Annotated in this window: 14 protein-coding genes; all 14 read right to left on the bottom strand. The window is 57.5% G+C overall.

From position 1 onward, the window contains the following. Positions 1 to 7: 7 nt before the first annotated feature. Positions 8 to 1894: an NADH-quinone oxidoreductase subunit L gene (nuoL, locus tag J2S70_RS06385; protein WP_307683382.1), complete on the bottom strand. Its 1887-nt coding sequence runs from the start codon at positions 1892 to 1894 to the stop codon at positions 8 to 10. 81 nt (positions 1895 to 1975) lie between these two features. Beyond that, the gene (nuoK, locus tag J2S70_RS06380; protein ID WP_307682902.1) at positions 1976 to 2275 is read right to left on the bottom strand and encodes an NADH-quinone oxidoreductase subunit NuoK; all 300 of its coding nucleotides are present in this window, start codon (positions 2273 to 2275) and stop codon (positions 1976 to 1978) included. Continuing rightward, on the bottom strand, positions 2275 to 3288 hold the full coding sequence (locus J2S70_RS06375; protein WP_307682901.1) for an NADH-quinone oxidoreductase subunit J: 1014 nt from the start codon (positions 3286 to 3288) through the stop codon (positions 2275 to 2277). The genes nuoK and J2S70_RS06375 overlap by 1 nt, the downstream gene beginning before the upstream one ends. Next, positions 3289 to 3987: an NADH-quinone oxidoreductase subunit NuoI gene (gene nuoI / locus J2S70_RS06370; protein ID WP_307682900.1), complete on the bottom strand. Its 699-nt coding sequence runs from the start codon at positions 3985 to 3987 to the stop codon at positions 3289 to 3291. Further along, entirely contained in the window at positions 3980 to 5305 is a 1326-nt protein-coding gene (gene nuoH, locus J2S70_RS06365; RefSeq protein ID WP_307682899.1) for an NADH-quinone oxidoreductase subunit NuoH, read from the bottom strand. The genes nuoI and nuoH overlap by 8 nt, the downstream gene beginning before the upstream one ends. Further along, positions 5302 to 7884 (bottom strand): NADH-quinone oxidoreductase subunit G, encoded by a 2583-nt coding sequence (locus tag J2S70_RS06360; RefSeq protein ID WP_307682898.1) that lies wholly within the window; start codon positions 7882 to 7884, stop codon positions 5302 to 5304. Before J2S70_RS06360 ends, nuoH begins: the two co-directional genes overlap by 4 nt. After that, positions 7881 to 9236 carry an NADH-quinone oxidoreductase subunit NuoF gene (nuoF, locus tag J2S70_RS06355; RefSeq protein WP_307682897.1) on the bottom strand — a complete coding sequence of 452 codons (1356 nt, stop codon included), beginning with the start codon at positions 9234 to 9236 and terminating at the stop codon, positions 7881 to 7883. The genes J2S70_RS06360 and nuoF overlap by 4 nt, the downstream gene beginning before the upstream one ends. Continuing rightward, positions 9214 to 9900: an NADH-quinone oxidoreductase subunit NuoE gene (nuoE, locus tag J2S70_RS06350; RefSeq protein ID WP_307682896.1), complete on the bottom strand. Its 687-nt coding sequence runs from the start codon at positions 9898 to 9900 to the stop codon at positions 9214 to 9216. The genes nuoF and nuoE overlap by 23 nt, the downstream gene beginning before the upstream one ends. After that, positions 9900 to 11201, bottom strand: coding sequence for an NADH-quinone oxidoreductase subunit D (locus J2S70_RS06345; protein ID WP_407702660.1), 1302 nt, complete (start codon positions 11199 to 11201; stop codon positions 9900 to 9902). Before J2S70_RS06345 ends, nuoE begins: the two co-directional genes overlap by 1 nt. A gap of 47 nt (positions 11202 to 11248) precedes the next feature. Beyond that, positions 11249 to 11944 (bottom strand): NADH-quinone oxidoreductase subunit C, encoded by a 696-nt coding sequence (locus J2S70_RS06340; protein ID WP_307682895.1) that lies wholly within the window; start codon positions 11942 to 11944, stop codon positions 11249 to 11251. Beyond that, entirely contained in the window at positions 11941 to 12495 is a 555-nt protein-coding gene (locus J2S70_RS06335; protein WP_307682894.1) for an NADH-quinone oxidoreductase subunit B, read from the bottom strand. The genes J2S70_RS06340 and J2S70_RS06335 overlap by 4 nt, the downstream gene beginning before the upstream one ends. 3 nt (positions 12496 to 12498) lie before the next feature. Further along, positions 12499 to 12858, bottom strand: coding sequence for an NADH-quinone oxidoreductase subunit A (locus J2S70_RS06330; RefSeq protein ID WP_307682893.1), 360 nt, complete (start codon positions 12856 to 12858; stop codon positions 12499 to 12501). 49 nt (positions 12859 to 12907) lie between these two features. Next, positions 12908 to 14179 (bottom strand): geranylgeranyl reductase family protein, encoded by a 1272-nt coding sequence (locus tag J2S70_RS06325; RefSeq protein ID WP_307682892.1) that lies wholly within the window; start codon positions 14177 to 14179, stop codon positions 12908 to 12910. 130 nt (positions 14180 to 14309) lie between these two features. After that, positions 14310 to 15008 carry a demethylmenaquinone methyltransferase gene (locus J2S70_RS06320; protein WP_307682891.1) on the bottom strand — a complete coding sequence of 233 codons (699 nt, stop codon included), beginning with the start codon at positions 15006 to 15008 and terminating at the stop codon, positions 14310 to 14312. Positions 15009 to 15037 lie beyond the last annotated feature (29 nt).

Here is a 15037-nt window from a genome sequence, read left to right as displayed (position 1 = left end):
CCAAGCCCTAGAACGCTACCGACGCAACGACAGCGATAAGGGCGATAACCAGGCCGATCGAGACGTAGCTCGCGTAATTACGAACGTAACCGGTTTGCAACTTTCCAACGGCGCGGCCAAGTGCCGGAGCACCCTTGCCGACCCCTTCCACAACGCCATCGATCATCGTGCGATCTGCGGCATCAGTTGCGGCCACGATCGCGATACCGGGCTTCATGAACAGGTTCTCGTTGACCGTATCCTGGTAAAGATCGCTTCTCGCCGCGCGGGTCAAACCGGATCCTTCCGGCGCAACTTTCGGCATCGGGCTGGCAAGGTACATCTTCCATGCGATACCCACACCAATTGCAACGGAAACCAAGGTGATCGTGGTGATGACAGGAATCGAAAGGACCGGATCTTCGTGGGGCACGTGTCCGATGGCCGGTTCGAGCCACGTAAGGAAGCCGGTGTAGTTCAATACCGCGCCCAATCCGAGGGAGCCAAGGGCAAGAAGCGCCATCGGAACCCACATCAGCGGTGACGGATCGTGCGGCTGCTTTGCATCCGCACCCTCGCTCGTCCACCGCTCCTTACCCAGGAAGATTCCGAAGAATAGCCGCGACATGTAGAAGGCCGTCAGGCCGGCCACGACGACGGTAATGCCACCGAAGATCCAAGGCTGAGCGCCGTCGCCGGTGAAGGCGATCTCAATAATCTTGTCTTTCGAATAGAACCCGGAAAGGAACGGAAAACCGATAATCGCAAGATAGCCGGCGAGGAAGGTGTAGTACGTGATCTTCATGTGCTTGCCTAAGCCGCCAAAGCCACGAATGTCGACTTCGTCGTCCATCGCATGCATGACGGCGCCAGCACCGAGGAACATGTTCGCTTTGAAGAAACCGTGGGTGACAAGGTGGAAGATGGCGAATCCTGCCCCTACCGGACCGAGCCCGGCAGCGAGCATCATATAGCCAATCTGCGACATGGTTGAGGCCGCGAGGACCTTCTTCATGTCGTCCTTCGCCGCGCCCACGATAGCTCCGAAGACCAGCGTGATCAGTCCGATAAGCGCAACCACGAGCGCGGCCGTTGGAGCGGCCTCGTAGACGGCACCGGAACGTACCATCAGGTAGACGCCGGCCGTAACCATGGTGGCCGCGTGGATGAGGGCTGAAACCGGGGTGGGGCCTGCCATCGCGTCACCGAGCCACGCCTGTAGCGGGAACTGCGCTGACTTACCGCAGGCAGCCAGCAACAAGAAGATGCCAATAAACGTGGCTGAACCTTCTGAAACTCCGGCTACTCCCACCGAAACGTCGGTGAAGGTCACGGAGCCAAACAGGTTGATCATGCCCATCATGGCGATCAGCATGCCAAGATCGCCCACGCGGTTCATGATGAATGCCTTCTTACCCGCCGTCGCGTATTCCGGAACTTGATTCCAGAATGAGATGAGCAAGTACGATGCAAGGCCGACGCCTTCCCAGCCGAAGAACAGCACCGCGTAGGAGTTACCGAGCACGAGCAAGAGCATCGCAGCGACGAACAGATTCAGATAGGCAAAGAAGCGACGTCGATCCGGATCATGTTCCATGTAGGACACGGAATAGATGTGGATGAGCGTGCCCACGAAGGTCACGAGCATGACGAAGGTTATCGACAACGGATCAACTCGAGTACCAAAGTCGATGGAGAAATCCCCCACCGCGGGCACCCAGGTGTAGAGCGTGGATTCGACCACGCGCGAGCCCGCGTCCATGCCAAGCAACTGGATAGTGGCAGCTAGGCCAATCGCGAAAGATGCCGTCGAAGCGCCTATCGCCAGCCAGTGCCCCCATTTATCTGCCCTGCGCCCGGCAAGGAGGAGGATCGCAAAGCTGATCAGCGGAATGGCTACGGTTAACCAGATCATGTCTGCCGCGCCCGTCGCTTGCCCGACGTCCGCGGTGTTTAGTGCAAAAAAATCATTTGTCAATGATCACACCTGCTTTCGTCAGTTTTTCATCAGATTCGCGCCGTCAAGCGATGCGGACCTGCGGGTTCGGAAAATGGACACAATAATGGCAAGGCCGACAACCACTTCAGCGGCTGCTACAACCATGACGAAAAAGGCGAAGACCTGGCCTTCGAGGTTTCCCCACATGCGAGAGAAAGTGATGAGAACGAGGTTGCAGGAGTTGAGCATGATTTCAACTCCCAGCAGCGCGACGACCGCGTTTCGCCGGGTGAGCACCGCTGCCCCACCGATCACGAAGAGGATGATCCCGAGGATCACATAAGCCATGAGATCCATCAGCGCCCCTCCTCCGAGTGTGTGGTATCGGTCTGATCGTCTTTCATTTCCCCTTTAGCGGCCACTTCTCCAGCGCTGGGCACGTCAACATCTGGAGCCGCATCGATTTCATCACGCTGGCCTCCGGATTCGAGCTCTTCGAGGCGCTTGAGTGCGGCGTCGTGATCGGGGGCGATTTCTCCTGGCATTCCCATGAGTGAAGAACGACCAACCTTTCCATATGTGCTCGGGCCGGATACACCCTCGCCTGTCGCGATACGTTCGACCGTCTTGGGTGAAATCTCACCGACCGTGCGAACCTGACCGCGCACTTGGAGCACGCGATTAACCGAGCCCGGCTCGGGATTTCCATAGGCGGTGAGTGCCGGGTTAGCGGACGAATTAGATTCGGCATAAACGCCCGGATTCGGTTTGTTACCGATGTGGGTTCCCTTGGTAGTGAAATCTCGAACGGAACGGTGTGCACGCTCTTCTTGCTTGACGATCGGGCGGAGTCGATCCTTGTGCGTGAGCGTCATAGCACCGAGTGCCGCAACCACGAGGAGCGTGCCCGTGAGCTGAAGGGTTAGTACGTGATTGGAAAAGATCGATTTCGCGATACCTGTCGGATTACCTTCGGCATTGGCCGCCGCGAGGCCTATCGCCTCAGGATTGGCCGCACCGATGACAACTCCGATGAGGATAGCAGCGATTCCGATCCCACCGACCGCGGCAATCGGGCGTTGAGCTTTCAGCGTTTCATGGCTCGAATCAGCCGAGTCGACACCAATCAACATGAGCACGAAGAGGAACATCATCAAAATCGCGCCCGTGTAAACCACTACTTGCGCGACCCCCATAAAGGGTGCTTCCAACGCGGTGTAAATGATCGCCAAACCCACCATGATGAAGATGACGCACACAACCGAATACACCGCCTTGCGAGCAATCAAAAGTCCGTAAATGGCAAGCAGGACCATGGCAACGGCGGCAACGCCGAAGATGATCATCTCGCCAACAGAAATCTCCAACATTTAGTTAGCCTCGACTTTCTGCGCGGCTCGCGTCTCGTCCTGGGTGGCACGGGCCTTGGGTAGGGACGGATCATCGGGTCGGTTTTCGGCTACCCAATCAATTTGCTCCTGAGTAGGGCCGGTCACCTTGCCGCGGTAGTAATCCGCATCGGTCGTTCCCTCGACCATTGGGTGCGGCGGGTTCAGCATGCCTTCGGCAAGAGGCACCAAAAGTTGGTCCTTCTCGTAAATCATGCCCTCGCGGGTCGGTCCCGTAATTTCGTACTCGTTCGTCATCGTCAGCGCGCGAGTTGGGCACGCTTGGATGCAGAAGGCACAGAAAATACAGCGCAAATAATTGATTTGATAAACCTTGCCGTAACGCTCACCGGGCGAGTATTGGGCACCCGGCGTATTCGCACCGGCTTCAACGTAAATCGCGTCAGCCGGGCAAGCCCAGGCGCACAGTTCGCAACCAATGCATTTTTCCAATCCGTCCGCGTAGCGGTTGAGCTTGTGAAGTCCGTGATAACGCGGGCGGGTAGGCACCTTTTCGTAGGGGTACTGTTCGGTTACGACGGGGCGAAAAATAGTGGAAAACGTTACTCCAAAGCCGGCAACGGGGTTAAGAAAACGCGCGATTGGCCCTTTCTTGGTCGGCCCGTACAGTGCCGGATCCGGCTGCTGGAAACGTGGCTGGTTCTTATTTTCTTCAGACATTGTCAGCCTCCTCAAGCGTTGGAACTTCAGCGCGTTCTCGCGGCGATGGCGGTAGGTGTTGGCCAGGAAGTGGCGGCACCGGATAGCCGTTTTCAAAGCCGTCGAATTCTTGGCGCTCGCGCTCGGCAATAATTTCCTCATCGCTCTTTTGGACGTCGTCCTCACCAAACGCCCAGATGAGCATGATGAGTGCGTAGCCGATCGAAAGGATAACTATCACGTTACGCACGTTGATTCCGACTGCGATATCGACCGCGATCACGGCCATGACGACCACCATCCAACCAAGTGCGGCAGGAATAAGGCCCTTCCATCCAAGGTGCATGAACTGGTCGTAACGGAATCTCAGCAGCGTGCCTCGAACCCAGACGAAAATACCCATAAAGACCCAGGTCTTGGCGATGAATACGAGCACGGGGAACCAGCCCTGATTCGGATCGCCGCCCCACAGGCCGAAGATCCATGTCAGGATCGGCCCGGAGCGCCATCCGCCAAGGAACAGGGTGGTTGCAAGCATCGACATGTTGAGCATGTTGATGTATTCGGACAGGTAGTACCAGGCGAACTTCATCGACGAGTACTCCAGGTGCGGTCCCGCGACGATTTCACCTTCAGCCTCGGGAAGGTCGAAGGGGAGGCGGTTGGTGCCACCGAACATGGTGACGAAGAAAATCATGAAAGCTGGAAGGACGAGGATAATGTTCCACAGCCCCGCCTGGCTAGCAACGATGCCAGAAGTTGACATGGTTCCGGCCATCACGAAAACGGTAACCAGTGACAGCCCCTGGGCAAGCTCGTAAGAGATCATCTGTGTGGCTGCACGCACCGAACCATAGAGCGGGAACGTCGATTTTGCAGCCCAACCGCCGAGTACCATGCCGTACTCACCGAGCGCAGCTACGGCAAGCACGAACAGCATCGCCACCGGTGAATCCGCAAGTTGGACGGGAGTGTTAATTCCGAACATGGAGACATTCGGGCCAAGAGGAATTACCGCCATGACCGTGAACGCGCACAGCGCCGAGATCACGGGGGCAATCGCGTAGATCACCTTGTCGGCCCCCGCTAGCCAGAAATCTTCCTTGAGCATGAGCTTCAGAGCATCGGGGAAGGACTGCCCAAGCCCGAGGGGGCCCACAGTGTTTGGGCCAAGGCGGTTTTGCATGCGGGCAAGCAGCCGGCGTTCGAACCACAGCGCGAAAATCACGGAGAAGATGAGAAACAGGATGATGGCCACGGCCTTGATCACCCAGATCCACCACGTATCTTGGCTAAAGTCCGCGGCTACTCCCCCATTGGCAAAAATCACCGGATTCACTTTGCTACCTCCGTGCTGATGGCGACGACGTCGCCGGCCCGGCTACCGATGCTACGGATCTGGCAGCCGATGGAATTTTGCGGTACCCACACAACGCCGTCGGGCATATTCACCGTGACGGCATCGAGCGTGATGGAACCGAGCGGGCCGGTAATGGTGACCGCGCCAGAAATCTCAGCGTCCCGTGCCGTCTTTTCAGACATGACGGCAACAGGTTTCCGAGCCGTCTTGGCCAAATGCGGTTCGTGGCCAAGTAGCGCGCCAGCGTCGATCATTTGCTTCCATGACGCCAGGACTGCTTGTCCAGCGCCAATAGCGGGCATCGCTGCGACTTCGGCATCGAGAAATTCTGCTCGCTTGCCATCCCAGCGCCGTAGCTCGGCCATTTCATCGACGGCTTCTGCCAGCGTTGCCAGCCCGAGGTCAACATCCATTTCCGCCGCCAAATCGTGCAAGACGCGGCGATCTGGAAGGTTCTTCGACACGATCGACTGACCAAACGGGCGCAACCGCCCTTCCCAATTGATGAACGTGCCACCCTTTTCGGAGGTTGGCGCTACGGGAAGAACGACGTCGGCAAGGCCGGTAGTCTCGGTGTCGCGAACCTCAAGCTGGACCACGAAAACATTCTTGAGCGCCTCTTCGGCGCCGACGGGCAAATCAGCCAATTCGACACCACCGAGGATAAGCGCTCCCAGCTCACCATTCTTAGCGGCCTGAAGCATCTGCTCGGTTGACCGGCCCGGGGTTTGTGGCAGTGCCTGCACACCCCAAACTGCGGCCGCATCAATACGGGCCTCAGAATCGCTCACTTGGCGTCCACCCGGGAGGAGGTTTGCCATTGCGCCGGCATCGATTGCCGCTCGGTCACCCGCACGACGTGGGATCCACGCGATACGTGCACCCGTGCGCTCGGCGAGTCTACGTGCAGCCGTGAGCACTCCGGTCGTATCGGCAGCACGTTCGCCAACCAGGATGACGCTCCCCTCGGCGTTCAGGTCGTCAAAAACGTCGCCGAGCTCACCGGCGTCGTTGATCGCATTGAGGACCTCGGCCTCGGCTCCGGGCGCTGCCGGGATAAAACGCGCCTTCATCTTGGATGTACCGAGCGTTTCGTACGCGGAAATAACCGACACGGAGGTGGTCTTTGCCAGTGTTCCCTTGCGGAGCCGCAAGAAAACCGTTCCGATTTCGTCTTCCGCTTCCAATCCAACGGTCAGAACATGGCTGGCCTTTTCAAGGTCGGCGTACGTTATACCAAGATCGGTGCCGGCAACGTGTGCGGCAAGGAAAGCATCTTCTTCAGCCGAGGCCGCACGGGTGCGGAAATCAATGTCGTTTGTTTCGAGTACGACCCGAGCAAATTTCGAGTATGCGTAGGCATCTTCCAGCGTGAGCCGCCCACCGATAATCAGGCCCACGCCCTTTTCTTTCGCCGCCAAAAGCCCGTCCGCGGCGGCATCGAGCGCTTCAAACCACGACGTCGGCCCCTCAGGTTCGGCGGCCACGCGCGGGTACTTCAGTCGATCTGGACCAGTCTGCCAACGGAACGCAAACCGATCCTTGTCGGTAATCCACGATTCGTTGACGTCCATATCCTCTTGGGCGAGCCGCCGAACAACCGTTCCGCGTCGGTAGTCAACGCGAATTGCAGCGCCGGAGGCATCGTGCTCGGTCACTGAGGGCACGGAAACCAGATCGAAGGGGCGTGCCCGGAATCGGTAGGCCGCGGAGGTGAGAGCACCAACCGGGCAAATTTGGATGACGTTGCCAGAGAAGTAGGACGAGAATGGTTTGCCCGTCACGTCCATTTCCGCGGGCTCAACCGGGCCGGCGGCAAAACCTACCTCGCGGCCAAGCGCTCCACTTGGACCGGCGTAATCGTTGGCGACGACGGGCGCCTCGTTACCGTCCGCATCTGTGAAACCGAGAATGGAGGCATCAAAATTACCAATTTGGGAACCGTGCAGGCCATGTACGTCCAAGCCGGGCGATCCGCCCGCGCGGCCCTGCAGCTGGATAAAGGCATCGCCCGCTATCTCTTCGGAAAACCGTGTGCAGCGCTGGCACAGGATGCAGCGGTCACGGTCGAGGAGAATTTGCGGCGATACGGAGATTGGCTTGGGATAGGTGCGTTTCATATCAATGAAGCGCGACTGGGCACGGCCATCCGTCATCGCCTGGTTTTGCAGCGGGCACTCACCGCCCTTATCACACACCGGGCAGTCCATCGGATGATTAATCAGCAGGAACTCCATGATTCCGTGCTGAGCCTTTTCCGCAACTTCGGATGTCTCCTGGGTGTAAACCTCCATGCCCGGTGAGACGGCAACCGCGCACGCCGGCTGTGGTTTGGGCATCTTTTGCACCACGCCCTCCCGATTTGGAGAGGCCACTTCGACTAGGCACTGCCGGCAGGCGGCCGCTGGCGCAAGAAGCGGATGATCACAAAAGCGCGGAATGTGCACGCCCATCTTCTCAGCGGCACGAATGATCAGCGTTCCCTTGGGTACGGATGTTTCTTTGCCGTCAATCTTGAGCGTGACCTGCTCTTCGGGCACATTGTGCGTGGTTGTCATTGAACACCTACTTCATGGAAGAGTGCAGACTTTTCGGGTGGGAACTGCTCGGCCACCGGAGTCGTTGTGCACGCTTCAAACTCTGAGCGGAAGAGCTCAATCGCGGATCGGACGGGCGTGGCCGCAGCGTCACCGAGCGCACAGAACGAGCGGCCGAAAATATTCCCGGCAATTTCATACAGCAAATCGATGTCACTCATCCGGCCGCGGCCCTCTTCGAAACGATGCATAATCTGGCGCATCCAATAGGTTCCCTCGCGGCACGGCGTGCACTTGCCACACGATTCGTGCTGGTAGAAGTCGGTCCATCGGGACACGACCCGCACGACTGACACGGTTTCGTCAAAGACCTGAATTGCACGGGTTGCGAGCATCGAACCCGATTCTGCGACCTCTTCGTAACCGAGTGGCACGTCGAGGTGATCGGGGGTGCATAGCGGCGCCGAGGAACCGCCAACCGCGTAAAACTTAAGCTCGTGCCCGTCACGAATACCGCCGGCCATCTCCAACAGTTCCCGCATCGTGATACCAAACGGAGCTTCGTACTGGCCAGGATTCTTCACGTGGCCCGATAGGGAAAACAGCCCGTGGCCCGAAGAATTCTTCGTGTCTTCACCCATCTTCTTAAACCAGTCGGGGCCGTTGTTGATAATTCCAGGAACGGACGCGATAGATTCAACGTTGTTGACGACAGTCGGGCGGGCATAAAGACCTTCGACAGCTGGGAACGGGGGCTTGAGCCGCGGCTGGCCGCGCCGCCCTTCGAGCGAATCGAGGAGGGCTGTTTCTTCACCACAAATGTAGGCACCGGCACCGGCATGCACCGTGATCTCAAGATCATAGTCCCCGTTTGGCCCGAGGCCCTTGCCGAGCAACCCGGCCTCGTGCGCTTCGCGAACCGCGGCGAGTAGGCGGCGGTAGACGTGCACGACCTCGCCGCGCAAATAGATAAATCCGTGGTTGCCACCTATAGCAATCATGCAGATCATCATGCCTTCGAGCAGGACGTGCGGATTGGCCATCAAAACCGGAATATCCTTGCAGGTGCCCGGCTCTGATTCGTCAGCGTTCACGACGAGGTAGCGCGGGCCGCCGTCGGGAGCTGGAAGGAAGGACCATTTCAAGCCGGTCGGGAATCCCGCTCCACCGCGCCCACGCAGCCCGGATTCCTTCACGAGATTCGTGATCGCGCCCTCTTCTTTGGACATTTCCCACGCTTTGGCAATTGCCTGATAGCCGCCGTTTTCACGGTAGGTCTCGAGCGACCACGAGCGTTCCTTGTCCCAAATGTCGCTGAGCACTGGCGCAAGCGTGCCGGGTGTACTGAACTCAGTCACTGCTTTCCTCCCCATGTGTCGGCTGGGGTGCGCTCCAGCCCTGTTCGCGGGCAATCTTCAAACCTGCCATTGTGGCATCGCCACCCGCAGGGCCTTCGTCGGCAAGCCCGTCCTCAAAACCTGCGAGAACCCGTGAAATTTCTTTGAAGGTACGAACCTTATTCGGGCCACGGGTTGGCTGGATATCGTTCCCAGCACGGATATCGTCCACGATTTGTTTCGCGGACGTCGGATTCTGATTGTCGAAGAACTCCCAGTTAACCATCACTACCGGCGCGTAATCACACCCGGCATTACATTCGAGCTGCTCGAGGGTGATCTTGCCATCTTCGGTAGTTTCATCGTGGCCAATGCCCACGTATTCGCTCAGCTCTTCCCAGATGATATCCCCACCCATCACGGCACACAGCGCGTTGGTGCACACACCCACGTTGTATTCGCCGTTGGGGCGGCGCCGGTACTGCGAGTAGAAGGTGGCGACGGCGGAAACCTGGGCACGAGTCAGCCCGAGTATGTCTGCCACGAGAGTGATACCGCGCGGCGAACAAAAGCCGTCCTCGGACTGAATGAGGTGAAGCAGGGGCATGATGGCCGAGCGTGACTGCGGATAGCGGGCGACGATCTCTTCGGCGTCGGCGCGCAAACGCGCTTCGACTTCAGGCGTGTAATTCGTTGCCATTAGCGATCAACTCCTCCCATCACGGGATCAACTGCCGCCAGCGCAATAATGAGATCGGCGAGCAAACCGCCCTCGCTCATAATTGCTAGCGATTGAAGATTATTGAAGCCTGGGTCGCGGAAATGCGCTCGATAGGGGCGCGTTCCGCCGTCGGAAACCAGATGAACTCCAAGCGTTCCCTTCGGATGCTCGATCAGCTGATAAACCTGCCCGGCGGGCACCCGGAAACCTTCCGTGACCAGCTTGAAGTGGTGGATAAGTGCTTCCATCGATTCAGTCATAATGTGCTGAACGTGCTCCGGTGTGGTTCCCTGCCCGTCGGTTGCGATCGACAGCTGGGCTGGCCAAGCAATCTTCTTGTCTTCCACCATGATCGGCTGACCTTCGGTTTGATCGAGGTGATCAAGCACCTGATAGACGATACGGATCGACTGGTAGCACTCTTCGAACTTGACCTTAATGCGGTTGTAGCCATCCGACTTATCGGCCACCGGCACATCGAATTCGTATAATTCATAACCCGAATTTGGCTGCGTCTTCCGCAAGTCCCACGGCACCCCCGCCGCGCGGATCGACGGGCCCGTCATTCCCAACGCCATCAGCGAAGATAGTGGGGAAACCGCAACGTCCACGTGACGCTTCTTGAAAATCGGGTTACCCATGGTCAGATCTTGCATCTCAGAAATCGTGTTACGTATTCCTGGGAGGAGCTCGCGGATATAATCTGTACCGCCGGCGGGCATATCATCCATCACACCGCCCGGTCGAATAAAGCCGTGATTCATTCGCAGGCCCGAGATGTCTTCCAAAATACGAAGGATGTCTTCTCGAAGGCGGAAGGTCAGGGTGAGCATCGTCGTCGCGCCCAATTCGTTACCACCCGAGCCGATACCCACAATATGCGAGGAAATGCGGGTTAACTCGAGGAGAAGCACGCGGATCGCCTGTGCGCGCTCAGGAATCTGGTCCTCAATGCCTAGGAGTTTTTCCACTGCCTGGCAATAGGCAACCTCTTGGAAGAACGGGGCCACGTAGTCCATGCGGGTGCAGAACGTAACGCCCTGAGTCCACGTGCGGTACTCCATATTCTTCTCGATACCGGTGTGCAAGAATCCGGTTGCTGCCCGGACCTCATTAACGCGTTCGCCATCCAGTTCGCATTGCACGCGTAAAACACCGTGGGTAGAGGGATGCACCGGACCAAGATTGACCACGATGTGCTCTTCGCCCAGCTCTTCGGCGTCCTTGGCGATATCTCCCCAATCGCCGCCAACGGCTTCATACATTTTCGCGCCCGCCATCGACTCCTCAGTCGCTGCTTTGGTGGCGCGCGGCATGGAATTGCTCATTAGTTATACTCCCTCCGTGCATCCGGCGGTGGAATAACAGCGCCCTTGTACTCCACCGGCACACCGCCGAGCGGATAATCCTTACGCTGTGGATGGCCCACCCAATCGTCCGGCATCGCGGAGCGAGTCAAGCCCGGATGGCCATCAAAAATAATACCCATGAGGTCAAAGGCTTCGCGTTCGGACCAATCATCACCCGGGTAGACCGAGCAAATGGATGGCATGTGCGGATCGTCTTCAGGGCAGGTAACTTCAAGCGCGATCATCCGGTTGTGCGTAATCGAAAAGAATGGGAAGTAGCCGTGCAACTCCCGGCCCTTATCGTGCGGATAGTGAACGGCAGATACGCCTAGGCACAATTCGAAGCGCAGATCCTGATCGTCACGCAGGTACCGGGCCACATCTAACAGGCGCTCCCGCTTGACGAAAATAACTAGCTGATCGTGCTCGACGGACACTTTTTCGATAACGTCCGACTCCGAGTAGCCATCAGCTTGGGCCAGCTCAATAATGATGTCCACGACCTCATCGAACCAGCCACCGTATGGGCGGCTTGCCGGAGGGGCTATAACGGAGATTTCTTCCTGGCCACCAAAGCCCGTGGTATCGCCGGTGTCCTGGACGCCCCACATGCCTTTTCGGTGCGCGATTACTGACGGGCCAACGCCGTCGGAATGTACGAGTTCGTCACTCACGCCAAAAGCCCCTTTCTTTCTTCAACCGGGATCGCCTCGAGCGCGGCAGCCTCAGCCTTGCGCGCGATTTCCTTGCGGTGCTCACCGATCGGGCGGCCCTCAATATGGTTGTTGCGAAGCTCAAAAATCGCGTTGATCAGCATTTCGGGGCGCGGCGGGCAACCGGGCAGATAAACGTCTACCGGCACAATATGGTCCACACCCTGCAAAATTGCGTAATTGTTAAACATTCCGCCAGACGATGCACATACTCCCATGGAAATAACCCACTTGGGTTCCATGAGCTGATCGTAAATATTGCGCACAACCGGAGCCATCTTCTGGCTCACGCGCCCAGAGACAAGCATGAGATCAGCGTGCCTAGGCGAAGCGCGAAATACCTCCATGCCGATTCGAGATGCATCAAAACGTACGGCTCCGAATGCCATCATCTCGATTGCGCAACACGCTAGGCCCATCGTGACAGGCCACGGAGAGCGCGCTTGCGCCCAGCCACTGACGGCCTCAATACCATGGAGGAGCTTTCCCGATGCTTTTTCTTCAATGCCCATTTTTTACTCCCACTCGAGTCCGCCACGCCGCCACTCATAGATGAACGGGACGGTAATAAGGAATACAAAGCTTGCAATTGCGATCACTCCGGCGACGCCGAGTTGACCTGCAGTGACCGCCCACGGATAGAGGAAAACAACCTCAATATCGAAAATGATGAACGTCATCGCCGTCAAGAAATACTTGATCGGGAAACGGCCTTCCTGCCCAGCATTCGGCGTGGGCTCGAGACCGCATTCATAGTTTGCAACCTTGACGCGGTTGTAACGCTTGGGCCCCAGGATGGCAGATATCGCAAGTCCTGCCACCGCTACCACCGCGGAGGCGATGATCATCACGAGGAAGGGAACGTATGAATACATTAGAAGTCCACCTGCTCTTTCACCGGTGAAAGGTGTTCGGGTTGCTGGTTCATGCCTTTGGTACCGCCTTCGTCAAAGCCGTGATTACCCTATCCATCCAATCCCCGCCGTGCCGATCGTAGGCGTCAGATAGGAGTTTCATCACCAAAGTCATCAGAGTTTGACGAGGAAGGCCGTACTTGACGCAAATGTGCATGACTTCGGGGCGCTCAATGAGAGCGGCGAAAATACGGCCCAGCGTGTAATAGCCGCCAAGTTCACGCTCTAGCTCCTCGGGGTATTGCGCCATGGCGCGGTCCTGTTGCCCTAGCGTTGAACGCAGTAGGGCTTGCCCGATGAAGTCGGCCAACAGGCGCCCGGATGCGAGCGCGTAGGCAATACCTTCACCGTTAAAGGGGGAAACCATTCCGCCGGCGTCGCCCACCAAAGCTAGCCCGTTGGCATAGTGCGGTTTACGGTTGAATGCCATGGGAAGAGCAGCGCCTCGAATCGGACCGCGCTGCGTGTCCGCATTGAGCTCCCACTCGGGTGGCGTATTGGCGAGCCATGTTTGCAAAACACTGCGATGATCGATGCCGGACGGGGTGGCAGTTGACGACAGGCTTCCCAAGCCAACGTTCACCAAGCCATCCCCGACGGCGAACGCCCAAGCGTATCCGGGCAACTGTTCGGATTCGTTGGGCTTTCCTGCCCATAGCTCGAGCCAAGATTCCATCATGTCTGTTTGTGCGAGCGGGGATTCGAAATATGTACGCACAGCAACGCCCATTGGGCGGTTGTGCTTCTTTTCGCGGCCAACTGCGGTGGACAAACGCGCGGACACTCCCCCGGCGTCGACCACGAAGCGCGCCGAAAACTTCATTTCAGCGTTTCGATCACGTGTGGACCTCGCGTTCACGCCGACGACGCGCCCAGACTTTTCATGCAAGATCGGGCCGGTGACTGTAACTCCCTCACGGAGGCGAGCCCCGGATTCGACTGCGCGCAAGATCAAAGTTTCGTCAAAGTCTGTGCGCTTATTCGCGCTTCCCCAATTCGGCTGAGAAGCCAGATCCGGCCACGGTACTTCAATCTCGTGGCCCGCGCCGCGCGCACGAATCCCGTAGTTGCGAACCCAGCCATCCTCTTCTCGGACCGGGATGCCCATACGGATTAATTCGCCGACAGCCCGCGGCGTCAGACCATCACCACAAATTTTATCTCGTGGGAAAGTTGCCTTTTCCAAAACCAGCACGTCAATGCCGTTTTGAGCAAGGTAGTGAGCTGTTGCGGCTCCTGCGGGACCACCGCCTACCACAATGACATCCGCGTGCTCAACCATCGTTGCGCCCTTTCCAAACGGGAATAATTTATTCCCGCTAACTCGCCCAATAGTCTACGCACCTTCAAGGGGCATGAGAAATTATTACGGGTCTATTTACGCAATACTTCTCTTGCGCAATTGAGACAATTTATGCCGAGGGCTTAGTCGCCCTGTGCAAAGCCACGATCCCGTCGGTCAGGTTTCTAAACTCGACATCTCGCCAACCTGCGTTTTGCACATGCCTGGCAAAATCTTCTTGCGCGGGCCATGCCTCAATCGATTCGAAAAGATAGGAGTAAGCTGGCGCGTTCGAGGAAAAAAGCTTTGCCACGAGCGGCATGAAGCCCTTGAGATAGGTGTGGTACGCCGCCCGGAAGAAGCTATTTTTCGGCCGCGAGAACTCTGCAATAACCAGCCTGCCACCAGGTTTGGTCACGCGGAACATTTCCTGAAGCGCGCGGTCCGGCTCCTGAACATTTCGCAAGCCGTAAGAGATAGTCGTCACGTCGAAAGATTCATCCGCGAATGGAAGATCCATGGCATCGGCTTGAACGAATTCAAGCTCCGGATGCAGTTCGCGCCCCTTCGTAATCATTCCCCGCGAAAAGTCGGAGGCAATAACTTCTGCTCCGCAAGCTGCGTAGCTGGCAGCTGATGTGCCCGTGCCCGCAGCAATATCGAGGACTTTCACACCCGGCCGCGGAGCAATCGCTTCCCTGGTCGCCGCGCGCCACACTTTAACCAAGCCGAAGGTCAAGATCTCATTCATAAGATCATATTTGCCCGACACGCCGTCAAACATTTTCGCAACATCAACGGGGTTCTTTTCCAGTGTGGCTCTTTCCATGACTGCATTAAATCAAATTGCGACGTAAC

The sequence above is a fragment of the Trueperella bonasi genome (assembly GCF_030811535.1).
Classification (GTDB): Bacteria; Actinomycetota; Actinomycetes; order Actinomycetales; family Actinomycetaceae; genus Trueperella; species Trueperella bonasi.
The sequence above is the reverse complement of the archived record's forward strand: the minus strand, read 5'-3'. Positions and strand labels throughout refer to the sequence as shown.